The organism is Pseudomonas sp. TNT2022 ID642, from assembly GCF_028656995.1.
Classification (GTDB): domain Bacteria; phylum Pseudomonadota; class Gammaproteobacteria; order Pseudomonadales; family Pseudomonadaceae; genus Aquipseudomonas.
In genome coordinates this window covers 38,387-62,120 of record NZ_JAMDGW010000002.1, presented here as the reverse complement: position 1 = coordinate 62,120, position 23,734 = coordinate 38,387, and the positions used below count along the sequence as shown (strand labels likewise).

Below are 23,734 nucleotides of genomic sequence, written 5' to 3'. Positions count from 1 at the left end.
TATGTCGATCGGTGAATCCGGCCCGACTGCGGGCACCGCCTCTTCCACGCGACGCTTGGGCGCCGCCGTTCTGGGTCTGCTGCACAGCCATGTCGAATTGTTCGGCATCGAATTGCAGGAGCAGAAATCACGAACCGTCAGCCTGTTGCTGTTCGCAGGTCTGGCCTTGGTCTTTGCCCTGTTGTTGCTGGTGGGTTTATCGACATTGGTGATGATCGTGTTCTGGGACACTTACCGGCTTGCCGCGATCATCGGCCTGTGCGTCTTTTATACCCTGGCCTCGATCTTCTGCGGACTACGCCTCAAGGCTGCGATCTTCGATGAATCCTCGCCTTTCCACGGCACACTCGAAGAGCTGGCCAACGACCGGGAGCGCCTGTTGCCATGAGCCTGCCTGAACTGCCACACAACAGCTCGCGGCGGGAAATGCGCAAGGCTTTGATCCGCCTGCGCATGGAAATGCATCGCCAGGAAATTCGTCATGAAGCCGGGCAAGTCCTGCAACCCCTGCATCGCATGCGTGGCATGACGCAAAACCTGCAAGGTGGTTTCGGCATCAAACACGCGCCATTGTGGGGCGTGGCCGCCGTTACGCTATTGGGCTTTATCACCGGCAAAGGCGCGAAAAGCGGCGGCGTCGGCGGGTTGAGCCGCTTGATCCGGCTGGGCACCAGCCTCGGGCCGCTGATCAAACTGGTGATGCAGAGTTCGGCCAAACGCTAAACAGATACATCTGGCTACATTCTTGCACTATCGGCGGGATGAACCTCTTTATCCGGAGGTTCAATCCCGTGCGCCTACCCGGTCGACGGGGTTCAATCAGAACAAGAACGACTAAGGAGGCCCCGTGATCGACGGGCAACCGCTCGCCTGCTTTCAACCTTTTATCGATACCGCCACGGGACGCATTGCCGGCGTCGAAGCATTGGGCCGCCTGCGCCAGGCCGACGGCCAACTGACTTCGGTCGGGCCGTTGTTCGCCGATCCGCGCACACCCGCCATTGCCCTGCGCCGTCTCGACCGGCAGATCCGCGATAACGCCTTGAGCCGCTTGCATGAAGCACCGGCGGACTGGTTTCTCAGCCTGAACATGTCGCCGCGCTGGATCAGTCGCCTGCGCGCCGATCAAGCCCTGCCCAGCCTCAAACAATTGGCGCGCTACGCTATCGACCCGCAACGCATCGTCTTCGAGATCACCGAACTGGGTGGCAATGGTCAACGCCTGGCCGAAGTGGTTGCGCGGTATCGCGAGGCGGGAGCGAGAATCGCCATCGACGATTTTGGCGCCGGTTACTCGCAACTGGATCGAGTGCTGGCGCTGCAACCGGACATTCTCAAACTCGATATGCGCCTGTTCCAGGCCGCGGCACTGGGCGGGCCGAGCAGTGATGTGGTCAAGGCCCTCGCGCAAATGGCCGAGAAGACTGGCTGCTGGATCATTGCCGAGGGCGTGGAGACCGAAGCGCAATTGAATTTCGCCCTGGAATGCGGATCGCGCTATGTGCAGGGATTCCTGTTCGCGCGGGCGCAAGAAGAGTTCTTCGCCACCGATGCGTTTGTGCAACGTTTCGCCGAGCTGCGCCAGCGCTATGTCCAGCAGAAACTCGCTGAGCGCGGGCGACTGATGCAAATGCGCCAGCAACTCGGCGAACTGATGTCGATCCTGCAAACCTGGGCGCAGGCTCACGCACCGTTGAGCGCATTGCCACAACTGGACGCCTTCCCCTGGCTGCTGCGGTTTTATCAATGCGATCGCCACGGCACGCAACTGACGCCCAACCTCGAATGGCGACAGCACGGCTGGGTCGCCGACAATCGTTATCTGGGGCACAACTGGTCGTGGCGTCCGTACTTCTATCATTTGCTCGCCGAAGGCTGGGAGGAGCGGCGTTTGACACTCTCCAATACCTACCGCGATGCCACCAGCAATCAGTACTGCCTGACGGCCGGGCAATTTTTCGACAACGGTGAGCGTTTGCTGCTGATCGACATCGACGCGGCGGGACTGTAGTTCCGCTTGCAGGGGCGGGCGTGAACCGGGAAGCTAGGGGCCAACGCCCCCAGTCACCTGACGGAGAGAATCAGCCTTGGATTGGCAAACCCTGCTCAACCGCGAACGCCTAGGCAAGCCGCTGCACAGCCCGCAAGAACTTGGCCGCAGCCCCTTCCACAAAGACCATGACCGCATCATTTTCTCCGGTGCCTTCCGCCGCCTCGGGCGCAAGACCCAGGTGCACCCGGTCACCAGCAACGACCACATTCACACGCGCCTGACCCATTCGCTGGAAGTCAGTTGCGTCGGCCGTTCGCTGGGCATGCGAGTGGGCGAAACCCTGCGCAGTGCCTTGCCCGAATGGTGCGACCCGGCCGACCTCGGCATGGTCGTGCAGTCGGCGTGTCTGGCCCACGACATCGGCAATCCGCCGTTCGGCCATTCCGGTGAAGATGCCATTCGCCACTGGTTCCAACAGGCGGCCGGGCGCGGCTGGCTCGACGGCATGAGCGAAGCCGAGCGCGCTGACTTCCTCAATTTCGAAGGCAACGCCCAGGGCTTTCGGGTACTGACTCAGCTTGAATACCATCAGTTCGATGGCGGCACGCGGCTGACCTACGCGACCCTTGGCACCTACCTGAAATACCCCTGGACCGCGCGCCACGCCGACTCCCTGGGCTACAAGAAACACAAGTTCGGCTGCTACCAGAGCGAACTGCCGCTGCTTGAGCAGATCGCCCATAAACTGGGCCTGCCGCAAATCGAGGATCAACGCTGGGCGCGCCACCCACTGGTGTACCTGATGGAAGCCGCCGACGACATCTGCTACGCGCTGATCGATCTCGAAGACGGTCTCGAAATGGAGCTGCTGGAATACGCCGAAGTCGAGTCGCTGCTGCTCGGGCTGGTGGGCGATGATCTGCCGGAAACCTATCGTCAGCTTGGCCCGCAGGATTCGCGCCGACGCAAACTGGCGATCCTGCGCGGCAAGGCCATCGAGCATTTGACCAACGCCGCCGCACGCGCATTTGTCGAGCAACAGGACGCGCTGCTTGCCGGCACGCTGCACGGCGATCTGGTCGAACACATGCACGGCCCGGCCAAGCGTTGCGTGTTGAATGCCAAGGACATCGCCCGCAAGAAAATCTTTCAGGACAAACGCAAAACCCTGCATGAAATCGGCGCGTATACCACGCTGGAGATCCTGCTCAATTCGTTCTGCGGCGCCGCGCTGGAACAACACAACGGTCGCACGCCGTCGTTCAAAAGCCGGCGCATTCTCGATCTGCTGGGCAGTAACGCACCGGATCCGCAGGGTTCGTTACACACCTCGTTTCTGCGCATGATCGATTTCATTGCCGGCATGACCGACAGCTACGCCAGCGACATGGCGCTGGAAATGACCGGCCGCTCCAGTCACTGACTCCGAAACATGCGGGTGGCCATAACATTGGTCACCCGCATGTCTTTGTCGACCCGAAGGCTTTTGACGAAAGACTCATATCACCGCAAAAGCCACTATTACCCACCGTCGGATCAGCAACTTTAAACATCGATAAAAAACCCATTTACACCAGCACTTGCAAATCATTGAAGTCAAACTATAAGCCCGTTCAAATCCTGCACTTCCTTACGTCAAACCTAGTTTGAACGTAGTCCGTTTCCTCATTAATTGTAGGAATAATCCGATAACGTGACTGGAGCCATGTCACTCCATGCGAGTGCTCATTCATCTGAGCTAAGGTGCGCGCTTTATTCGTGCTTGCATGGGATTTGATTATGAACTCCGTTTTTATTGTCGACGATCACCCGGTCATCCGTCTCGCCGTTCGAATGCTGCTGGAGCATGAAGGTTACAAGGTCGTTGGCGAAAGCGACAACGGGGTCGACGCCATGCAAATGGTCCGCGAGTGCATGCCCGACCTGGTCATTCTCGATGTGAGTATTCCCAAGCTGGACGGTCTGGAAGTGCTGGCCCGCTTCAACGCCATGGGTTCCCCCCTGAAGATCCTGATTCTGACGGCACAGTGCCCGACACTGTTCGGCATTCGCTGCATGCAATCCGGTGCATCGGGTTATGTCTGTAAACAGGAGGAATTGAGCGAACTGGTCAGTGCAATAAAAGCGGTACTTTCCGGTTACAACTATTTCCCCAGTCAAGCGTTGAATCCGGTGCGCAGTGACGATATCCGTTTTGCCGAACTGGAACTTTTCAAATCCGTAAATGATCGTGAATTAATGGTCTTGCAACTGTTCGCCCAAGGTCGAACCAACAAGGAAATCGCCAAAGGCATGTTTCTGAGTAACAAGACCGTCAGCACCTACAAAAAACGCCTGATGCAAAAACTCAAGGCCAAATCCCTTGTAGAACTTATCGAGATGGCCAAACGAAACGCACTCGTGTGAGAGCCCGCATGCCCAGCCGTTTAAAGGACTATTTAATTGCGTTGAGCGCAGGTCTTTACCTGAGCAGCAACGTGTTCGCCATGCCCGGCACTTCACCGGACTATGCCTTACTCAGCCGGTCGGCGAGCGAATCGGTGCCGGTCACCTTCGAACAGTCCCAACGGCAGTGGCTGCTTGAGCGTAACGAACTGGTTCTGGGCACCTCCGCGCCCGACTACCCGCCTTTTGACATGACGGTCAGTGGCAAGGATTACGAAGGCCTGACGGCCGACTACGCCGGACTCCTCGGCCAAGCCACGGGCTTGCTGATCCGCGTGCAGCGTTTCCCCTCTCGGGACGCGGCGATTCGCGCGCTCCTCGATGGCCAGGTCGACCTGCTGGGTACAGCGAACGGGTTCGAAGCGAGCAATGCCAACCTGGCGCTGTCGACGCCCTATGCCATTGACCAGCCGGTGCTGGTCACCCGCGAAGACGAAACCCGCTCCCTCACCGAAGGCCTCGCCGGGCTGCGCTTGAGCATGGTCTATCACTACTTGCCGTTGCCCGAAGTCAAAGCGCTGTATCCCAAAGCACTCATCACCTGCTACCCCTCCTACCAGAATGCGATCAACGCCGTTGCATTCGACCAGGCCGATGTTTTTCTCGGCGACACCCTGTCCACGCACTACATGATCAACAAGGGCTACCTGAACAACGTGCGCATGGCCAATTTCGGCAAGCAGGAAGCCCAGGGTTTCAGCTTCGCCGTACGCCGCGACAACCCACAACTGCTGGGCGTCATCGACTCCGTACTCAAGGCTGTGCCGGCCAGCGAACGCGAGAACATCGCCAAGCGCTGGAGCGCCGGCAGCGATTTGTTGCTCACCGACCAGAAACTGCAACTGACCCAACGCGAAGAATCCTGGCTCAAACAACACCCGGTGGTCAGCGTGGTGGTCAATGAAGCATTCGCGCCGCTGACGTTCTTTGACAACGACGGCAATTTTCGCGGTATCAGTGCCGACCTGCTCGAGCTGATCCGTCTGCGCACCGGCCTGCGTTTCGAGGTCCGCCGCAGCCGCAACGACGCAGAAATGATCCAGCAGATAGACCGTCATCAAGCCGATCTGATCGCCGCCTTACTGCCCACGGCGGAGCGCGAAAAAACCCTCAACTTCAGTCGTCCATACCTGGAAAACTCCTACGTTCTGCTGACCCGCAAAAGCGCCGATGGCCCGACCAACCTGGGTCAGCTCAGAGACAAACAACTGGCGATTGCTCAGGGCAACCCAATGGTCGAGTACCTGCGCCGCGAATATCCACGCATCCATTTGATCGAAACGGCGGATACCTTCAGCGCGGTGTCGCTGCTCGCGGAAGGCCAGGTCGACGGCGCGGTGAACTCGCTGGTGATTGCCAACTACTTCATTTCTTCGCGAATTTTTAACCAGCCATTGCAAATCACCACCACCATCGGCACCGGCCAGGCTGCGTTTTCCCTGGCGACCGCCAGCGACAGCACGGAACTGGCGTCGATCATCAACAAGGCCCTGTTGAGCATCGCGCCGGATGAACTGGGCGTGATCAATGGCCGTTGGCGCGGTTACTCCACGGCATCGCAGAACATCTGGCACAACTACCAGCGCCTGTTCTACCAAGTGATCATCGGCGCGTGCCTGTTACTGCTGCTATTGGCGTGGAACGCCTACATGCGCCACCAGATCAAACAACGCCAGGCGGCCGAACGGGCGCTGAACGACCAGTTCGAATTCATGCGTTCGCTGGTTAACGGCACACCGCATCCGATTTATGTTCGCGACCGCCAAGGCCTGCTGCAAAGCTGCAACGACAGCTACCTCGAAGCGTTCAAGGCCCGGCGCGAGGACGTCATCGGTAAAAGCGTCATTGAGGGTTCCCTGAGCAATGCGTTCGAGGCCGAGGCCTTTCAGGCCGATTACCTGCGCGTCATTACCGAAGGCACGCCGATGGTCGTCGACCGGCCATTACACATCGGCAACCGACGCCTGACGATCTATCACTGGATACTTCCCTACCGTGATTCCAGAGGCGACGTGAAAGGCATCATTGGTGGCTGGATCGACATCAGCGAGCGCCGCCAGTTATTCGAGGAGTTGCGCACGGCCAAAGAACAGGCAGATGAGGCCAATCGGGCGAAAAGCACGTTTCTGGCGACCATGAGTCACGAAATCCGTACACCAATGAATGCGGTGATCGGCATGCTCGAACTGACGCTCAAACGCATGGATCAACAACACCCGGATCGCTCCTCGATCGACACCGCCTACCATTCGGCCAAAGACTTGCTGGGCTTGATCGGCGATATTCTCGACATCGCCCGGATCGAATCCGGGCGCCTGAGCCTTTGTCCGGAAAGGGTCAATCTGGTTGACACCGTAGCGTCAGTGGCAAGGATCTTCGACGGCCTCGCCCGGCAGAAAAACCTCAGCCTGCAAGTCATCTTCAATCCGCCGGATCTGGCCGTCGATGTGTATCTCGATCCACTGCGTTTCAAGCAGGTACTGTCGAATCTGGTCAGCAATGCCATCAAGTTCACCGAACAAGGACAGGTTCGGATCACCCTGGATCTGATGAACACCGATGTGCCTGCCCGCGCCCTGATGCAACTGACCGTACAGGACAGCGGCGTCGGCATCAGTGCCGAGAATCAGCAGCGCTTGTTCGAACCGTTTGCCCAAGCGGAAAACAGTAGCCAGCAAGGCCGAAGCGGCGCAGGCCTGGGGCTGGTGATCAGTCGCAACCTGTGCGAAATGATGGGCGGACAACTGCAATTGAGCAGTCAGCCGGGCATTGGCACGCAGGTCTGCATCTCTCTGGCCCTGGAAACACTGCCGATACAGGTGAGCACGGTGAAAAGTGAACCCGCGATCAAGACCTCACAGGCACCTCTGCGTGTGCTGGTGGTCGATGACCATCCCGCCAACCGCTTGTTGATGTGTCAGCAACTGGAGTTTCTCGGTCATCACTTCAGCATTGCCGAGAACGGCTGCGATGGCCTGAAGCTATGGAAGGCCGGCCACTTCGATCTGGTGATTGCCGACTGCAACATGCCCTTGATGAATGGCTATGAACTGACCCGCGCCATTCGTCAGCATGAACTGCAGGCGCGCTGCCCGCCCTGCACCGTGCTGGGCTTCACGGCGAATGCGCAACCGGAGGAAATCCAGCGCTGCAAACAGGCCGGCATGAACGATTGCCTGTTCAAACCCCTGAGCCTGAGCCTGCTCAGCCAGTGGGTCGATGGCATCACGCCGACGTCAGCGCCACCGGCCTTCAACCTGCAAAACATGAACATGCTGACCGGTGGCAACCCTGCGCAAGCTCGCCGACTGCTGGTCGAGTTGCTCAAAAGCAGCCGGCTAGACCGGCAGGAACTGCTCGCGCTGTCGCCTGAACATGACCGCGGCGCGCTGGCGGTGGTCGCTCACAAGATCAAAGGGGCCGCGCGTATCGCTCAGGCATCGCGCGTGATCGAGTGTTGCGATGCCCTTGAGCAGGCTTGCGCCGAGGCAATGTCGAAAGATGAAGTCGCCCGCCGTTGCGAGGCGAGCAACCAGGCGATGCTCGATCTCGAGCAGGCCTTGCAACAACAATTGGCGGTGTCGGATCAAAGCACAATGAGCTTGCCTTAACTATGCTTGGCGCTGAGCAGTGAGTTAAACATCATGGAGAACCAGAAATGCCCAGCCCACTGCGCCCGGAGCAACGCCGGTTCCCGCTGCATGTGCACATCAGCGTCATGTTCACATTCCTCTTGCTGCTTACCGGGGTCGTGCTGGGACTGTTCAATTACCGCCAGACCACGCAGATCATCCTGTCGAGCAGCGAGAAGCTGTTCGAGCGGATCGAACAAGACGTTCGGCTGGACATGTCCGCCACCTATCAGCCGATCCGCCACCTGCTGAGTTTGCTGGCCGAAAACCCCGCTACTCAGGCCGATCGCCTTGAGCAACGCTTGCCCTTGCTCAAACCGTTCAGCCAGTCGCTCGTCGACAACCCGAATCTGGCCTCGCTGTACCTGGGTTATGCCAATGGCGATTTTTTCATGGTGCGACCGTTGCGCAACGCCGCTCTGAAGACGCTGCTCAAAGCCCCTGAAGCGGCGGCGTATCAGGTCTGGAGTATCGAACATGACCCGCAGGGCGCGGTGCACTCGCAGTCACTGTTCTTCGATCAGGCACTGACGCCGATCAGCCGTCAGGACAACCCCGAGGACCGCTACGATCCGCGCAGCCGTGCGTGGTTCAACGATGCACGCCAGCAAAACCAACAGATCACCACCGAGCCCTACGTGTTTTTCTCCACGCACAACGTCGGCACCACGCTGGCCCGACGCAGCGGCGAAAACGCCGTTATCGGCGCGGACCTGACGCTGGTCGCCCTGTCGGCGGCGCTGAGTAAACATGTCGTCACACCGTCCACCGATATTGCCCTGTTCAATGCCGATGGCAACGCCGTGGCCTACCCCGACAGCCAGCGCCTGATCGTCGATGGCAGCACGGCGCATCTGGCCAAAGCGGCGGATTTGAGTCCTGGCTTGCACGCGCTGTTATCCGGGGCAAATACCGGCAATCGCCTGCAAGCGGATGGTCGCCAGTGGATTGTCGCCCGCAGCAGCATTCAGGAGGGTGGCCCGAAAGGTTTGCAGTTGGCGCTGCTGGTGCCGGAAGACGAACTACTGGTCGATGCCTACCGCTTGCGCTGGCAAGGCGCGCTGATCACCTTGGCGACCCTGCTGCTGTGCCTGCCGCTGGGTTGGGTGATTTCGCGGATTCTGGTCAAGCCGCTGCATGCGCTGGTCAAGGAAGCGGACGCGATCCGCAGTTTCGATTTCAATTTTCCGCTGGCACGCCGCTCGCCGGTGCTGGAAGTCGACCAGTTGAGCGTATCGATGGCGCGGATGAAAGACACCCTGGCCAGTTTCTTCCGGATCACCGACACCCTCGGCGCCGAAACCCGCTTCGCCCCCCTGCTGCAGCGGGTGCTGTTCGAAACGGTGCAGATTGCCCAGGCGCAGGCAGGCCTGATCTACCTGCGTGAAAGTGACAGCAGCCGCATGGAACCTTACGGACTGGTGATCGATGGCACGCCTCAGGCGCTGGAGACGTTCGACATTCAGGGCCACGACCTGCAACACAACAACGGCCCGGTGTGGTTCGAGCAACTGGTCAACGCCAACAACGTGGTGAACAACTTCGGCGTCGATCAGGCCGGGGATCTGCAGAAAGTCCTGCTGGCGATGCAATCGCCGCGGGTTCATTTGATCGGCATCCGCTTGCACAATCGCCACGACGAGACCATCGGCCTGTTGATTCTGCTGGTCAACGACAGCGGCGCGGCGGCTGACATGGAAAAACTGCGGCCCGACCGCATCGCTTTTCTGCAGGCGGTCTCCGGCGCGGCGGCGGTCAGTATCGAGAGCCAACGCCTGCAGGCCCGCCAGAAGCAGTTGCTCGACGCCTTTATTCAGTTGCTCGCCGGTGCCATCGACGCCAAGAGTCCGTACACCGGCGGGCATTGCCAGCGGGTGCCGGAGCTGACGCTGATGCTCGCCCAGGCAGCGGCGGCCAGTCAGGCGCCCGCCTTCAGTGCCTACCAACCGAGCGAAGATGAATGGGAAGCCTTGCACATTGCCGCGTGGCTGCACGATTGCGGCAAGGTGACGACGCCGGAGTACGTGGTCGACAAGGCGACCAAACTGGAAACCATCAACGACCGTATCCATGAAATCCGCACCCGCTTCGAAGTGCTCAAGCGTGATGCCTGGATCAGCTTTTGGCAGGCGCGGGCCTTGGGCGGCGATGAGACAGCATTGGCGCAATTGCGCGACGCCACGCTGGCGGCGCTGGACGACGACTTTGCGTTTGTCGCACGCTGCAATCTGGGCAGTGAGGCCATGGCCGAAGCGGATCTGCAACGTCTTGATCATCTGGCGCAACGCACCTGGATGCGCACCCTTGATGATCGACTGGGGGTGTCATGGGAAGAAAACCGGCGTCAGGCGCGCACGCCCCCACCGATCTTGCCGGTCAGTGAAAAACTTCTGGCAGACAAGCCCGAGCACTTGCTCGAACGCGACCCGAACGAGTTGATTCCCGAAGACAACCCGTGGGGCTTCAAGCTGGATGTGCCGCGCTACAAATACAATCGCGGCGAGCTGTATAACCTGAGCATCAGCCGCGGCACCCTGACCCGCGAAGAACGTTACGTCATCAATCACCACATGGTGCAGACGATCATGATGCTCAGCCATCTGCCCTTCCCCGGCCACCTCGACAGCATTGCCGAAATTGCCGGCGGTCATCATGAAAAAATGGACGGTACCGGTTACCCGAAACGCCTGAAGCGTGAGGACATGAGCCTGCCGGCGCGAATGATGGCGATTGCCGATATCTTCGAGGCGCTGACCGCAGCCGACCGCCCGTACAAGAAAGCGAAAACCTTGAGTGAGGCGCTGGCGATCATGGCCACCATGTGCCGCGAAGCGCACATCGATGCCCAGCTGTTTGGATTGTTCATCAACGAAGGCGTGTACATGCAGTACGCCGTGCGTTTTCTCGATCCCGGTCAGATCGACAACGTGGATCCGGCCAGCCTGTTGCACAAGGCTGGCCTTACCGCGTGATCAGCAGTCGGTCAGACGCAGGAAAATTGCCGCCAGTTGCTCGATACCGGCCTGATCCTGCGCAGCAAAACGCGCCAGTTTCGGGCTGTCGAGATCCAGTACACCGATCAGGCGCCCTTCCTTGACCAGCGGCACGACCAGTTCACTGTTCGAAGCGCTGTCACAGGCGATATGGCCGGGGAATGCATGCACGTCTTCAACCCGCTGGGTTTGCAGAGTCGCTGCCGCCGCGCCACACACGCCACGGCCGAACGGAATGCGCACGCAAGCGATCTGCCCCTGGAACGGGCCGAGCACCAGCTCTTCGTTGCGATTGAGGTAAAAACCCGCCCAGTTGAGGTCATCGAGCTGGTTGAACAGAAACGCCGAAAACTGCGCGGCGTTGGCGATGAAGTCGCGCTCGTCCGCCAACAGCGATTCCAGTTGTGCGGCCAACATGCCATAGCCTTCGAGGCCTTGGCCGCTTTGTTGCAAATCAATCATGCCTTGTGCTCCAACAATTTCAGTCCCACCCAGTAACGGGCGAATTGGTACGCGCAACGTCCGTTGCGATTACCGCGGCCGGTGGCCCAACGCACGGCGAGGATGTCCAGTTCTTCATCACGCTGCCAGCTCAGACCGGCCTTGGCCGCCAATTGGCCGATCCAGTGCTCGACGACGTTAAGGAAATGTTCTTGGGTAAACGGGTAGAACGACAGCCACAGACCGAAACGGTCCGACAGCGCGATCTTGTCTTCAACGGCTTCGCTGGGGTGCAGTTCGCCGTCGACGCGTTTCCAGTTTTCGTTGTCGCTTTCCTTCTCCGGCACCAAGTGGCGACGGTTGGAAGTGGCGTACAGCAAAACGTTGTCCGGGGCCTGCTCAAGCGAGCCGTCGAGCACGCTTTTGAGCACGCGATAATCGCCTTCACCGGATTCGAACGACAGGTCATCGCAAAACAGCACGAAACGTTGCGGCAGTTTACCGATCTGCTCGACCACCCGCGGCAGATCCGCCAGATGATCGCGCTCGATCTCGATCAGGCGCAGGCCCGCAGCGGCGTGTTCCGCCAGCAACGCCCGCACCAGCGACGACTTGCCGGTACCGCGCGAGCCCCACAGCAACGCATGGTTGGCGGGCATGCCATCAAGAAATTGCTGGGTGTTGCGCCCCAGCTGTTCGAGCTGACGGTCAACACCGATCAGGTCGGACAGACGCATGTCGAGGCTGACCTCCAGCGGCAACAGGTAGCCGCTGCGCCCGTCACGCTGCCAGCGCGCCGCCAGACAAGTGCCCCAGTCGATCACCGGCCGTGGTGCCGGCAACAGCGGTTCAATCCGCGCCAGAACCGACTCGGCGCGTTCAAGAAAAGCATTCAATCGGGAATCCACGTCTTCTCCTCGGGCACATTCACAGTGATGATGACGATCCAGCGACGACACACGGATCAAAATATCCCTACCAAGCCTTGTTACAAGGCGATTCGGGAACCTCGGTATCCATACATGATCGACTATGCTTGAGCAGCGAAGGGAAACGGAAGTGGTTCAACACCCCATGGATATCAAATTCACCCACCGGCTGTCTTACAAGCAAGCCAGGCTTACCGTGCTGGTCGGGTTCATTCTGGGCACGCTGCTCAGCCTGCTGCAAATCGGCATCGATTATGCCAGCGAAGACGCCTCCATCAACCGCGAAATCCTGTCTTTGCTGGAAATCAGCCATAACCCGGCCTCGCGGATCGCCTACAACATCGACGCCGAACTGGCGCAGGAACTGACCCTGGGTCTGTTGCGCTCACCGGCGATCATTTCTGCGCAACTGATCGACAACAACAGTACGGTGCTGGCCAGCGTCAAACGCCCGGAGCTGCAAAGCGGCTATCGGGTGATCAGCGACTTTTTGTTCGGCGCCAAACGGCAGTTCGAGGATCGTCTGTATCTGGATCATCTACCCAACGAATCGCTGGGGGTGTTGAGCCTCGAGGTCGACACCTATGCCTTCGGCAGCCGTTTTCTGCGCCGGGCCGAGGTGACCCTGCTCAATGGTTTCGCCCGCAGTCTGATTCTCACCGGCATCCTGTTGGCACTGTTTTACGTGATGCTGACCAAACCGCTGGTGCGGGTGATCCGCGAACTCAGCGGGCGCGACCCGCGCAGCGCCGAGCCGACCACACTGGAGTGCCCGTCCGGCCACGGCAACGATGAAATCGGTGTGCTGGTCAAAGTCGCCAATCAGCAATTCGAGAACATTGCCACCGAGATCCAGCAACGACGCAACGCCGAAAACCGCCTGACCGACTACCTCGGGCAACTGGAAAACATCGTCTCGGCGCGCACCGCCGAACTCAAGGCAATCAACGCGCGGCTCAGTCAGTCCAATCAGGAACTCGAAGTCGCCCGCAGCACCGCCCTGGAAATGGCCGAGGCCCGTTCGGCCTTCCTTGCCAACATGAGCCATGAGATCCGCACGCCGCTCAACGGGCTGCTGGGGATGATCGCGCTGTCGCTCGATGGCCCGTTGAATGCCGAGCAGCAGCAACAGCTGTCGATCGCCCACGATTCGGGCAAGGTGCTGGTGGAATTGCTCAACGATATCCTCGACCTGTCAAAATTCGATGCCGGGCAACTGGAGCTTGAGCACATCCCGTTCGATCTCGGCTCATTGATCGAAGACACCGCCAACCTGCTGTCGCAGAACGCGGCGCCGAGCGTCGAGCTGACCTGCCTGATCGATCCGCACTTCCCGGCACTGGTGCTGGGCGATCCGACTCGCGTGCGACAGATCGTCAGCAACCTGCTGTCCAACGCCCTGAAGTTCACCCGCTTCGGCCGGGTAGACGTGCGCTTGTCGACCTACAAGGATGGCGTGCGCATCGAGGTCTGCGACACCGGCATCGGTATCGCCCAGGACGCGCAACTGAAAATCTTCCAGCCCTTTACTCAGGCGGGCGCCGGCATCACGCGTCAGTACGGCGGCACCGGGCTGGGACTGGCGCTGACGTACAACCTCTGCGAAGCCATGCAGGGCCGCCTGACCATCAGTTCCGAGACCGGGTTTGGCAGTCAGTTCTGTGCCGAGTTGCCACTGCCCTGTCATACCCGGGCGCTCGCCCCGGCGCCGCTGCACGGGAAAATCCTCGCAATCACTGCGGCCAGCAGCGGTCTGGCGGAACTGTTGCATAGTCTGCTGCCGGTCTGGGGCCTGGCGTATGAGCAGCGCACTATCGATGACTCATTGTTGGGCCTGACGCCGGATGTGGTGATTACCGATTGTCCGGAGTGCCTGTTCGGCTTGCGCCCGACGCTCGTTGCGCCGATTTTGCTGGTGACCGCCTATGGCAGTTTTCTGCCGAGCGAAGAAGCGGCCGCGCTCGCCCCTCTGCAACAACAGGCACGGCCCTTGGCGCGCAATGCGCTCTACCAGAACCTGCGGCGCACGTTGCAACCGGACGTGATCGCCATTAACGATGCACAACTCGAAACCTCGCCCTCGGTGCGCCGTGGGCGGGTACTGCTGGTCGAAGACAACCCGGTCAATCAACTGGTGGCCAAAGGCATGCTCGGCAAACTCGGCTGCGAAGTCATCGTCGCCGCCCATGGTGCCGAAGCGCTGGATCAATTGGAGTACCACGAATTCGATCTGGTGCTGATGGACTGCAACATGCCGGTGATGGATGGCTACGAGGCCAGCCGGCAGATCCGTCAGAGCGGGCGCTGGCCGCACCTGCCCATCGTCGCCCTGACCGCCAACGCGATGTCCGAGGAACGTGAACGCTGTCGCGCCGCCGGCATGAGCGACTACCTGGCCAAGCCGTTCCGCCGTGAAGAACTGGCGGCACTGCTCGATCAGTGGATCCCGACTACGACAGCGCTCTGATCTGCCCCAACAAGTGATCGAGACCGTCACGCAAGTCATTGAGCCGATCCAGATCTACCCCGCTGTCGCACAGCAGTCGGGCCTTGAGCGGCCCGACCTGCTCGCGCAAGGCTTGCCCTGCCGGTGTCAGGCTGAGGTGCACTTCGCGCTCGTCACGCGTCGAACGCTGGCGCTGCACCCATTGCAACTGCTCGAGGCGCTTGAGCAATGGCGTCAGCGTGCCCGAATCCAGTGCCAGGCGCTCGCCCAGCGCCTTGACGGTCGGTTGCTCCGGCGCGGTGTCCTGCCATTCCCACAACACCAGCATCGCCAGATATTGCGGATACGTCAGGCCGAGCTGATCGAGCATCGGCTTGTAGGCGCGAATCACCGCCCGGGAAGCGGCGTACAACTTGAAGCACAACTGGCTGTCGAGCTTCAGCGAATCGACCGGCAGGCTGTTCATTTGAGCAGGGCTTCGATCTCGCGGCTCAGGTCCTGCGGCTTGGTGGCCGGGGCAAAGCGCTTGACCAACTGGCCGTCCTTGCCGATCAGAAACTTGGTGAAGTTCCACTTGATGCCTTGCGAACCGAGTACGCCCGGGGCGCGTTTCTTCAACTGCACGAACAATGGATGCGCGCCGGCGCCGTTGACTTCGATTTTCTTGAACAGTGGAAAGCTGACGCCGAAGTTCAGCTCGCAGAACTCGCTGATTGCGCCTTCGTTACCCGGCTCCTGCTTGCCGAACTGATTGCAGGGAAAGCCCAGAACCACCAGGCCCTGATCCTTGTAGGTCTGCCACAGTTCTTCGAGGCCTTTGTATTGCGGGGTGAAGCCGCACTTGCTCGCGGTGTTGACCACCAGAACCGCTTTGCCGGCGAAATCAGCCAGGGTCTTTTGCTCACCTTTGATCGTGGTGCAAGGAATGTTCAGCAGGTTGTCGCTCATGGCACTGGGCTCCGCAGACAGTCAGGAAAGGCCAAACATAGCGAGCAATTAAATTGTGTGCAATTTAATTATCGAATAACAAGGCGACCCGAGGGTCGCCTTCAATCGTTCATGCACGCGGTTCGAGGTTCAGACACACCGAGTTGATGCAATAACGCAGGCCGGTCGGCGGCGGGCCGTCAGGGAACACATGACCCAAATGCGCATCACAGCGCGCGCACTTCACTTCAGTGCGGATCATGCCGTGCGTGGTATCACGGATTTCGGTCATCGCGCTTTCGCCGATCGGCGCGTAGAAGCTCGGCCAGCCGCAGCCGGAGTCGAATTTGGTCTTGGAATCGAACAGCGCTTCGTTGCAGCAAACGCAGTGGTAGACACCGTCGGTCTTGGTGTCGTTGTATTTGCCGGAGAACGGGCGCTCGGTCGCACTCAGGCGACAAACGTTGTATTGCTCGGGGTCGAGCATCGCCCGCCATTCTTCCAGGGTTTTTTCCAACTTTTCCATCATCACACCTCAGCGGCTGAAAAAGCCCGATCTGTACCTTTTCCACGGATCGGGCGGCACGTATGATTGCGCCTCGTCACGCACCAGTCTGGCAGCCAGACCGGGCGCATTCAAACGGATTATGGGAGCCACGGCTCAAGACGTCCGCCTGTGTGAAAACACAGGAATCCCAGCACGGTTGTCCATCCACCGCCTGGATCGTTCATTTTCGGGATCACATCGCCATGCAGTTCAGCAAATCGAACAAGCTCGCCAACGTCTGCTACGACATTCGCGGCCCGGTGCTCAAGCACGCCAAACGACTGGAAGAGGAAGGCCAGCGCATCCTCAAGCTGAATATCGGCAACCCGGCGCCGTTTGGTTTCGAAGCGCCGGACGAAATTCTTCAGGATGTGATCCGCAACCTGCCGACCGCGCAAGGCTACAGCGACTCCAAAGGCCTGTTCAGCGCGCGTAAAGCAGTGATGCAGTACTACCAGCAGAAAAATGTCGAAGGTGTCGGCATCGAAGACATCTATCTGGGCAACGGCGTGTCCGAGCTGATCGTGATGTCGCTGCAGGCGCTGCTCAACAACGGTGACGAAGTGCTGGTGCCAGCCCCGGACTATCCGTTGTGGACTGCTGCCGTCAGCCTCGCCGGCGGTAACGCCGTGCATTACCTGTGCGACGAAGGCGCCGACTGGTTCCCGGACCTGGCCGACATCAAGGCCAAGATCACCCCGAACACCAAAGCCATGGTGATCATCAACCCGAACAACCCGACCGGCGCGGTGTATTCGAAGGAAGTGTTGCTGGGCATGCTGGAAATCGCCCGTGCGCACAACCTGGTGGTGTTCTCCGACGAGATCTACGACAAGATTCTGTACGACGATGCCGTGCACATCTGCACCGCGTCGCTGGCCCCGGACCTGCTCTGCCTGACCTTCAACGGCCTGTCGAAGTCGTACCGCGTGGCGGGTTTCCGTTCCGGCTGGATCGCGATTTCCGGGCCGAAGCACAATGCGCAGAGCTACATCGAAGGCATCGACATGCTGGCCAACATGCGCCTGTGTGCCAACGTGCCGAGCCAGCATGCGATCCAGACCGCATTGGGCGGCTACCAGAGCATCAATGATCTGGTGCTGCCACAGGGTCGTCTGCTGGAGCAGCGCAACCGCACCTGGGAATTGCTCAACGACATTCCCGGCGTGAGCTGCGTCAAGCCGATGGGCGCACTGTATGCGTTCCCGAAGATCGACCCGAAGGTCTGCCCGATCCACAACGACGAGAAATTCGTCCTTGACCTGCTGCTCTCCGAGAAGCTGCTGGTGGTGCAGGGCACGGCGTTCAACTGGCCGTGGCCGGACCACTTCCGCGTGGTTACCCTGCCCCGCGTCGACGATCTGGAAATGGCCATCGGCCGCATCGGCAACTTCCTCAAGTCCTACCGCCAGTAACTGGCCAGCAGTGCGCAACGGCGAAACGTTGCGCACTGTCTGATTCAGCAACACTTCTGCGTTCCACCTCCGCGCGCGCCTTCTACACTTGCGATTCATACCGGTTACCTGCGTCCGGCGTAATGGCGACGGGTCGCGGCTGGCCGTCATCCCTATCGTTTTCTGTCGTGGGGAATGTGCCGAGCACCGAAGAATCTGCTGTAGGACACAGTTTGAAATAGTCACTCAGTTGAATACCCCGGTGCAGCACCTTATATACCCCGCAGTACGCTACATCTTTAGCTTGAGGAGATTTCTACAACCATGATGCGCATCCTGCTGTTTTTGGCCACTAACCTGGCGGTCGTGCTGATAGCCAGCATCACCCTGAGCCTTTTCGGCTTCAACGGGTTCATGGCGGCCAACGGGGTTGATCTCGACCTTAGTCAGCTGCTGGTTTTCTGTGCAGTCTTTGGTTTTGCCGGTTCGCTGTTCTCGCTGTTCATCTCCAAGTGGATGGCGAAGATGAGCACCGGCACCCAGATCATCAGCCAGCCACGTACCCGGCATGAGCAATGGCTGCTGCAAACCGTCGAGCAACTGTCCCGCGAAGCCGGGATCAAGATGCCCGAAGTCGGTATTTTCCCGGCTTACGAAGCAAACGCCTTCGCCACTGGCTGGAACAAGAACGACGCGCTGGTCGCGGTCAGCCAGGGCTTGCTCGAGCGTTTCTCGCCCGACGAAGTGAAAGCCGTGCTGGCCCACGAAATCGGTCACGTCGCCAACGGCGACATGGTCACCCTGGCGCTGATCCAGGGCGTGGTGAACACCTTCGTGATGTTCTTTGCGCGGATCATCGGCAACTTCGTCGACAAGGTGATCTTCAAGAACGAAGAAGGTCAGGGCATCGCCTACTACGTAGCGACCATCTTCGCCGAACTGGTACTGGGCATTCTCGCCAGTGCGATCGTCATGTGGTTCTCGCGCAAGCGCGAATTCCGTGCCGACGAAGCCGGCGCACGCCTGGCCGGCACCAGCGCGATGATCGGCGCACTGCAACGCCTGCGCGCCGAACAGGGCCTGCCGGTGCACATGCCGGACACCCTGAACGCCTTCGGCATCAACGGTGGCATCAAACAGGGCTTTGCCCGCATGTTCATGAGCCACCCGCCGCTGGAAGAGCGTATCGACGCGTTGCGTCGTCGCGGTTGATCTGACCGGTGTAAACATGAAGAAGGCCCGCAGTGATGCGGGCCTTTTTTATACATACGAATAATGGTTGTTGCTGATGACCTCTTCGCGAGCAGGCTCGCTCCCACACGGGTCCTGCGAACCCCCATCCAATGTGGGAGCGAGCCTGCTCGCGAAGAGGCCGGCACAGTCAGCAAAAAACTATCGGGAAGAAACGCAGTAAACCCGCTCCTCCAGCCGCGTCACGCCCGCCTGCAGGAACTTCCCGCTCTCCCCCAGCACATCCTGCTCTTCCAGCACCTGCACCTGCCAGACATCCCCCAGCAACCGCTGCACCTCGTCATCCCCCACTGCAAACGGCGGCCCCGGGATCTGCGCCTGATCGTAATCCAGCGTAATCAACAGCCCTTGTACCCCTTGCGGGAGAATCTGCTGAAGATGCGCCGCATAAAGCTCACGCATCGGCGCCGGTAAGGCAATCAGCGCGGCACGGTCGTATATCGCCGCGCAATCGGCCACATCACTCGCTGTCAGCGCAAAGATATCCCCGCACCACAACTCGATAGCGTCACCGCGATAGACTTTGAATACGCCGTTCTCGCTGATCTGTGGCTGTATCTGATGCTCACCGAAAAAGTCCTCGATAGCCTTTTCCGACAGTTCGATCCCGAGCACCTGATGACCGCGCCCTGCCAGCCACGCCAGATCCAGACTTTTCCCACACAAAGGCACGAGCACTCGCGCCGTTTCAGGTGCCGCCCAGTGCCTCTGCAGATACGGGTTCACCTCGGGCAGATGAAAACCGATCTGCCCCGAAGCCCACTTCTTGTGCCAAAACTCAGGCTGCATGCATCACTCCCAATAATTCGATCAAAAAGCGTTAAAACTTATATTAGATTTAGATCAATGAACTGACTGAAGATGAATCATCTTAACGCTCAGGAACCCGTCCATGTTTCCCAGCCTGTTTATCTCCCATGGTTCTCCCATGCTCGCACTGGAGCCCGGCGCCAGTGGCCCGGCACTGGCGCGACTGGCCGCCGAACTGCCGAAACCCAAAGCCATCGTCATCGTCTCCGCGCACTGGGAAAGCCACGAGCTGCTCGTCAGCAGCCATGCGCAACCGGAAACCTGGCACGACTTCGGCGGCTTCCCTCGCGCGTTGTTTGAAGTGCAGTACCCGGCGCCTGGCAATCCGCAGTTGGCCGCTGAGGTGGCCGATCTGTTGACTGCCAATAATCTGCCAGCACGCCTCGATCCGCAGCGTCCGTTCGATCACGGTGTCTGGGTGCCGTTGTCGCTGATGTACCCGCAAGCGGATATCCCGGTGGTGCAGGTCTCCCTGCCGAGTCGCGCTGGCCCGGCGCTGCAAACCCGAATTGGCCGAGCGCTGGCGAGTCTGCGTGATCAGGGCATTCTGCTGATCGGCTCCGGCAGCATCACTCACAACCTGCGTGAACTCGACTGGCACGCCGGCCCGGAAAGTGTCGAGCCGTGGGCGCGGGATTTCCGTGACTGGGTGATCGAGAAGTTGGCGGCCGACGATGAGGCGGCGCTGCATGATTATCGCCAGCAGGCGCCAAATGCAGTGCGTAGCCATCCGAGTGATGAGCATTTGTTGCCGCTGTATTTTGCCCGGGGTGCGGGAGGAGAGTTCAGCGTGGAGCATAAAGGCTTCACGATGGGTGCGTTAGGGATGGACATCTATCGCTTTGGTTAAAAGCAAAAGATCGCAGCCTTCGGCAGCTCCTACATTTGGAATGCGTTCCCTCTGTAGGAGCTGCCGAAGGCTGCGATCTTTTGATCTTTCAGGCAGACAAAAAAATCCCCGAACCAGTCGGGGATTTTTTATGTTCGATCAATCAGCCCAAGGGCGGATCAATCTTCGCGATAGCGACGCAGCTTCAGCTGCTTACCGGCAACGCGAGTGTCCTTCAGCTTGGTCAGGAGTTTGTCCAGACCATCTTCCGGCAGCTCGACGAGGCTGAAGCTGTCACGCACCTGGATGCGACCGATCGCTTCACGGGCCAGACCGCCTTCGTTGAGGATGGCGCCCAGCAGGTTTTTCGCAGCGATACCGTCACGCGCACCCAGCGCGGTACGGCAACGAGCACGGCCTTCGCCCAGAGGCATTGGCGCGCGACGCTCGCGGTCACCACGATCAGGACGATCACCGGTGCGCTCAGGACGGTCGCCACGCGGTGCGTTGTTCGGCACCAGTGGACGTTCCTTCTCGATCGCAGCCAGGTTCAGCGCTTGACCGTTGGTGGCTTTGCGCAGCAGCGCAGCAGCCAGAGCACGCGGAGTGCAGCCGATGTCTGCAGTCAGACGATCGAGCAGCTCACCGTGAGTCGATTCGGCATCAGCGACCAGCGGCGACAGGCTGTTGGTCAGTTTCTTGATGCGCGCATCGAGAACAGCCTGAGCGTCCGGCAGGCGGACTTCAGCGACTTTCTGACCGGTTACACGCTCGATCACTTGCAGCATGCGGCGCTCACGTGGAGTCACCAGCAGCAGTGCACGACCTTCGCGACCAGCACGGCCGGTACGGCCGATACGGTGAACGTAGGATTCAGGGTCGTACGGCATGTCAACGTTGAACACGTGAGTGATGCGCGGAACGTCCAGACCACGAGCAGCAACGTCGGTCGCAACAACGATGTCCAGACGGCCATCTTTCAGCGAGTCGATAACGCGCTCACGCTGGTTCTGGGCGATGTCACCGTTCAGCGCCGCGGCTTTGTAGCCTTTGGCGTCGAGGGCACTGGCCAGATCCAGGGTCGCTTGCTTGGTGCGCACGAACATGATCAGAGCGTCGAAGTCTTCCACTTCCAGCAAGCTGAGAACGGCCGAAGTCTTCTGGTCAGCGTGAACCAACAGGTGAGCCTGTTCGATCGCGGTAACGGTCTGGGTCTTGGTCTGGATCTTCACGTGTTGCGGATCGCGCAGATGGCGTTCGGCAATGGCGCGGATCGACTGCGGCAGGGTAGCCGAGAACAAAACAGTCTGACGGGTCGCTGGCAGAGCCTTGAAGATGACTTCCAGGTCATCCATGAAGCCCAGCTTCAACATTTCGTCAGCTTCGTCGAGAACCAGGTGGTTCACGGTCGACAGAACTTTTTCGTCGCGACGCAGGTGGTCGCACAGACGGCCCGGAGTGGCGACAACGATCTGTGCGCCATTACGGATTGCTTTCAGTTGCGGGCCCATAGGCGCGCCGCCGTAAACGGCCACAACGGTAACGCCCGGCATTTGCTTGGCGTAGGTTTCGAAAGCGGTTGCTACTTGCAGCGCCAACTCACGAGTTGGCGCCAGGATCAGGGCTTGCGGTTCGCGCTTGGCAGGATCGATGCGGTGCAGAATAGGCAGTGCGAACGCGGCGGTTTTACCGGTACCGGTTTGCGCTTGGCCAATCATGTCCTGGCCGGCCATGATGATCGGGATCGATTGCTGCTGAATCGCCGAAGGCTCTTCGTAGCCGGTCGCTGCGACGGCTGCAAGAATATTCGGGTTAAGATTAAAAGCGGCGAATCCGCCGGTTTCCTGGGTCATGGGTCTGCCTCTAAGTGCATCCGCAAAGACCCATGCTCCAAAGCTGCGCATGCCGTGTTGAGACTCAAGAGTCGCCCTGGCAGCTTTGTCGGCGGGGATTTGCGAAAACGAATGAATGAAAAAAAGAATCGTCCGGGAAGAGCCCGCTATGCGGACGTGCAGCCGAAGCTGACTTCGGGAAATTGCGCTACCTAAACGCGGCCCGGTTAAAGGCCGGCGCGCACTATACCGGATTTTGCCCAAAAAGGGAGCTTTTTTTATCGTCAAAATACCTGTGTCACCGCTGTGTAACGGGGTTTTGCGGATAATCGCGCCAAGGTCTATTTTTCAAAGGCCCGGCCCTGCGGGCGATGACGCTAAAACGATTCATCGACGTGCGGCATACCGTCGCTGCCACCGCCCTTCCCGCCCGAGGATTTCGCCATGAATCAGCCCTGCCCCGGCCGCGTCAGCCAAGAACGCCGTGGTCACGTTCACCTGATTGGCCTGGATCGAGCGGCCAAGCGCAATGCTTTCGATCTCGACCTGCTCAATGAACTCAGCCTGGCCTATGGCGAGTTCGAGGCCGATAGCGAAGCGCGGGTAGCGGTAGTGTTCGGCCATGGCGAGCACTTTACCGCTGGTCTGGATCTGGTCAATGCCAGCGCCGCCCTCGCCCAAGGCTGGCAGGTTCCGACCGGTGGTTGCGACCCTTGGGGTGTTTTCGTCGGACCACGGGTGAGCAAACCGGTGATTGTCGCCGCGCAGGGTTACTGCCTGACCATTGGCATCGAGCTGATGCTGGCGGCGGATATCAACCTGTGCGCGAGCAATACCCGCTTCGCGCAAATGGAAGTGCAGCGTGGGATCTTTCCTTTTGGCGGCGCGACTTTACGTTTTCAGCAGATTGCCGGTTGGGGCAACGCGATGCGCTGGCTGCTGACCGGCGATGAGTTCGATGCGCACGAGGCGTTGCATCTGGGGTTGGTGCAGGAAGTGATGGCCAGTGAGGACCTGTTGCCGAGGGCGATTGAGTTGGCTGAGCGGATTGCCCGGCAAGCGCCGTTGGGGGTGCAGGCGACGTTGCTGTCGGCGCGGCAGGCGCGGTATGAGGGTGAGACGGCGGCAGCGCAAGGGTTGCCAGCACTGGTGAAAAAGTTGCTGGCCAGTGAGGATGCCAAGGAAGGAGTGCGGTCGCTGGTGGAGCGGCGGCCTGGCATATTCAAGGGGATCTGAGAATTATGGCGCCTGTCAGGGCGCCATCG

Annotated in this window: 19 protein-coding genes; 12 read left to right on the top strand and 7 right to left on the bottom strand. The window is 59.7% G+C overall.

Translation table 11 applies throughout. The annotated features are described in order from the left end of the window. The first annotated feature begins 1 nt into the window (after position 1). From M5G26_RS03715 to M5G26_RS03685, 7 genes are all read left to right on the top strand, one after another. Positions 2-388: a phage holin family protein gene (locus M5G26_RS03715; protein ID WP_016985474.1), complete on the top strand. Its 387-nt coding sequence runs from the start codon at positions 2-4 to the stop codon at positions 386-388. Beyond that, positions 385-723, top strand: a complete 339-nt coding sequence (locus M5G26_RS03710; protein ID WP_122597112.1) for a hypothetical protein — start codon at positions 385-387, stop codon at positions 721-723. The genes M5G26_RS03715 and M5G26_RS03710 overlap by 4 nt, the downstream gene beginning before the upstream one ends. Positions 724-847: 124 nt before the next feature. Beyond that, entirely contained in the window at positions 848-2,011 is a 1,164-nt protein-coding gene (locus M5G26_RS03705; RefSeq protein ID WP_134176313.1) for an EAL domain-containing protein, read from the top strand. A 76-nt stretch (positions 2,012-2,087) separates the two neighbouring features. After that, positions 2,088-3,416 (top strand): deoxyguanosinetriphosphate triphosphohydrolase, encoded by a 1,329-nt coding sequence (locus tag M5G26_RS03700; protein ID WP_007908641.1) that lies wholly within the window; start codon positions 2,088-2,090, stop codon positions 3,414-3,416. A 356-nt stretch (positions 3,417-3,772) separates the two neighbouring features. Then, complete coding sequence (locus M5G26_RS03695) at positions 3,773-4,399, top strand: response regulator transcription factor (protein ID WP_122608539.1); 627 nt, start codon at positions 3,773-3,775, stop codon at positions 4,397-4,399. Between the two features lie 8 nt (positions 4,400-4,407). After that, positions 4,408-8,049 carry a transporter substrate-binding domain-containing protein gene (locus tag M5G26_RS03690; protein WP_273914473.1) on the top strand — a complete coding sequence of 1,214 codons (3,642 nt, stop codon included), beginning with the start codon at positions 4,408-4,410 and terminating at the stop codon, positions 8,047-8,049. Between the two features lie 47 nt (positions 8,050-8,096). Continuing rightward, on the top strand, positions 8,097-11,042 hold the full coding sequence (locus tag M5G26_RS03685) for an HD domain-containing phosphohydrolase (protein ID WP_273914472.1): 2,946 nt from the start codon (positions 8,097-8,099) through the stop codon (positions 11,040-11,042). Here the strand turns inward: M5G26_RS03685 and M5G26_RS03680 are convergent, their stop codons facing one another. Further along, positions 11,043-11,525, bottom strand: a complete 483-nt coding sequence (locus M5G26_RS03680; RefSeq protein ID WP_134176316.1) for a GAF domain-containing protein — start codon at positions 11,523-11,525, stop codon at positions 11,043-11,045. Further along, positions 11,522-12,412: an ATP-binding protein gene (locus M5G26_RS03675; protein WP_007908631.1), complete on the bottom strand. Its 891-nt coding sequence runs from the start codon at positions 12,410-12,412 to the stop codon at positions 11,522-11,524. The genes M5G26_RS03680 and M5G26_RS03675 overlap by 4 nt, the downstream gene beginning before the upstream one ends. Before the next feature lie 166 nt (positions 12,413-12,578). Between M5G26_RS03675 and M5G26_RS03670 the strand changes: the two genes are divergently transcribed. After that, on the top strand, positions 12,579-14,900 hold the full coding sequence (locus M5G26_RS03670; RefSeq protein WP_273914471.1) for a hybrid sensor histidine kinase/response regulator: 2,322 nt from the start codon (positions 12,579-12,581) through the stop codon (positions 14,898-14,900). Here M5G26_RS03670 and M5G26_RS03665 read toward each other — a convergent pair. The 3 genes from M5G26_RS03665 to msrB all read right to left on the bottom strand — a co-directional run bounded on the left by M5G26_RS03665 (position 14,884) and on the right by msrB (position 16,332). Next, complete coding sequence (locus M5G26_RS03665) at positions 14,884-15,345, bottom strand: MarR family winged helix-turn-helix transcriptional regulator (protein ID WP_273914470.1); 462 nt, start codon at positions 15,343-15,345, stop codon at positions 14,884-14,886. The two genes, M5G26_RS03670 and M5G26_RS03665, sit on opposite strands and share 17 nt — an antisense overlap. Further along, complete coding sequence (locus M5G26_RS03660; protein ID WP_034155230.1) at positions 15,342-15,827, bottom strand: glutathione peroxidase; 486 nt, start codon at positions 15,825-15,827, stop codon at positions 15,342-15,344. The genes M5G26_RS03665 and M5G26_RS03660 overlap by 4 nt, the downstream gene beginning before the upstream one ends. 109 nt (positions 15,828-15,936) lie before the next feature. Beyond that, on the bottom strand, positions 15,937-16,332 hold the full coding sequence (gene msrB, locus M5G26_RS03655) for a peptide-methionine (R)-S-oxide reductase MsrB (protein WP_095120468.1): 396 nt from the start codon (positions 16,330-16,332) through the stop codon (positions 15,937-15,939). A gap of 224 nt (positions 16,333-16,556) precedes the next feature. Between msrB and M5G26_RS03650 the strand changes: the two genes are divergently transcribed. Beyond that, positions 16,557-17,768 (top strand): pyridoxal phosphate-dependent aminotransferase, encoded by a 1,212-nt coding sequence (locus M5G26_RS03650; RefSeq protein ID WP_007908620.1) that lies wholly within the window; start codon positions 16,557-16,559, stop codon positions 17,766-17,768. Positions 17,769-18,071: 303 nt separating this feature from the next. After that, the gene (htpX, locus tag M5G26_RS03645; protein ID WP_007908619.1) at positions 18,072-18,959 is read left to right on the top strand and encodes a protease HtpX; all 888 of its coding nucleotides are present in this window, start codon (positions 18,072-18,074) and stop codon (positions 18,957-18,959) included. A 180-nt stretch (positions 18,960-19,139) separates the two neighbouring features. On the opposite strand, the gene M5G26_RS03640 is transcribed toward htpX, so the two are convergent. Next, the gene (locus M5G26_RS03640; RefSeq protein WP_273914469.1) at positions 19,140-19,787 is read right to left on the bottom strand and encodes a thiopurine S-methyltransferase; all 648 of its coding nucleotides are present in this window, start codon (positions 19,785-19,787) and stop codon (positions 19,140-19,142) included. Positions 19,788-19,890: 103 nt separating this feature from the next. Between M5G26_RS03640 and M5G26_RS03635 the strand changes: the two genes are divergently transcribed. Next, complete coding sequence (locus tag M5G26_RS03635) at positions 19,891-20,658, top strand: DODA-type extradiol aromatic ring-opening family dioxygenase (RefSeq protein ID WP_273914468.1); 768 nt, start codon at positions 19,891-19,893, stop codon at positions 20,656-20,658. A 158-nt stretch (positions 20,659-20,816) separates the two neighbouring features. Here M5G26_RS03635 and M5G26_RS03630 read toward each other — a convergent pair whose 3' ends face one another. Further along, positions 20,817-22,490: a DEAD/DEAH box helicase gene (locus M5G26_RS03630; RefSeq protein ID WP_008088238.1), complete on the bottom strand. Its 1,674-nt coding sequence runs from the start codon at positions 22,488-22,490 to the stop codon at positions 20,817-20,819. Positions 22,491-22,913: 423 nt separating this feature from the next. On the opposite strand from M5G26_RS03630, the gene M5G26_RS03625 reads away from it, so the two are divergent. Further along, entirely contained in the window at positions 22,914-23,705 is a 792-nt protein-coding gene (locus M5G26_RS03625; protein WP_273914467.1) for a crotonase/enoyl-CoA hydratase family protein, read from the top strand. Positions 23,706-23,734: the final 29 nt, after the last annotated feature.

Excerpts from the sequence above, each read along its gene's own strand:
- M5G26_RS03715 (WP_016985474.1), top strand. The coding sequence starts at position 2 with ATGTCGATCGGTGAATCCGGCCCGACTGCGGGCACCGCCTCTTCCACG.
- M5G26_RS03710 (WP_122597112.1), top strand. The coding sequence starts at position 385 with ATGAGCCTGCCTGAACTGCCACACAACAGCTCGCGGCGGGAAATGCGC.
- M5G26_RS03695 (WP_122608539.1), top strand. The coding sequence starts at position 3,773 with ATGAACTCCGTTTTTATTGTCGACGATCACCCGGTCATCCGTCTCGCC.
- M5G26_RS03690 (WP_273914473.1), top strand. The coding sequence starts at position 4,408 with ATGCCCAGCCGTTTAAAGGACTATTTAATTGCGTTGAGCGCAGGTCTT.
- M5G26_RS03685 (WP_273914472.1), top strand. The coding sequence starts at position 8,097 with ATGCCCAGCCCACTGCGCCCGGAGCAACGCCGGTTCCCGCTGCATGTG.
- M5G26_RS03680 (WP_134176316.1), bottom strand. The coding sequence starts at position 11,525 with ATGATTGATTTGCAACAAAGCGGCCAAGGCCTCGAAGGCTATGGCATG.
- M5G26_RS03670 (WP_273914471.1), top strand. The coding sequence starts at position 12,579 with ATGGATATCAAATTCACCCACCGGCTGTCTTACAAGCAAGCCAGGCTT.
- M5G26_RS03665 (WP_273914470.1), bottom strand. The coding sequence starts at position 15,345 with ATGAACAGCCTGCCGGTCGATTCGCTGAAGCTCGACAGCCAGTTGTGC.
- M5G26_RS03660 (WP_034155230.1), bottom strand. The coding sequence starts at position 15,827 with ATGAGCGACAACCTGCTGAACATTCCTTGCACCACGATCAAAGGTGAG.
- msrB (WP_095120468.1), bottom strand. The coding sequence starts at position 16,332 with ATGGAAAAGTTGGAAAAAACCCTGGAAGAATGGCGGGCGATGCTCGAC.
- M5G26_RS03650 (WP_007908620.1), top strand. The coding sequence starts at position 16,557 with ATGCAGTTCAGCAAATCGAACAAGCTCGCCAACGTCTGCTACGACATT.
- htpX (WP_007908619.1), top strand. The coding sequence starts at position 18,072 with ATGATGCGCATCCTGCTGTTTTTGGCCACTAACCTGGCGGTCGTGCTG.
- M5G26_RS03640 (WP_273914469.1), bottom strand. The coding sequence starts at position 19,787 with ATGCAGCCTGAGTTTTGGCACAAGAAGTGGGCTTCGGGGCAGATCGGT.
- M5G26_RS03635 (WP_273914468.1), top strand. The coding sequence starts at position 19,891 with ATGTTTCCCAGCCTGTTTATCTCCCATGGTTCTCCCATGCTCGCACTG.
- M5G26_RS03630 (WP_008088238.1), bottom strand. The coding sequence starts at position 22,490 with ATGACCCAGGAAACCGGCGGATTCGCCGCTTTTAATCTTAACCCGAAT.
- M5G26_RS03625 (WP_273914467.1), top strand. The coding sequence starts at position 22,914 with ATGAATCAGCCCTGCCCCGGCCGCGTCAGCCAAGAACGCCGTGGTCAC.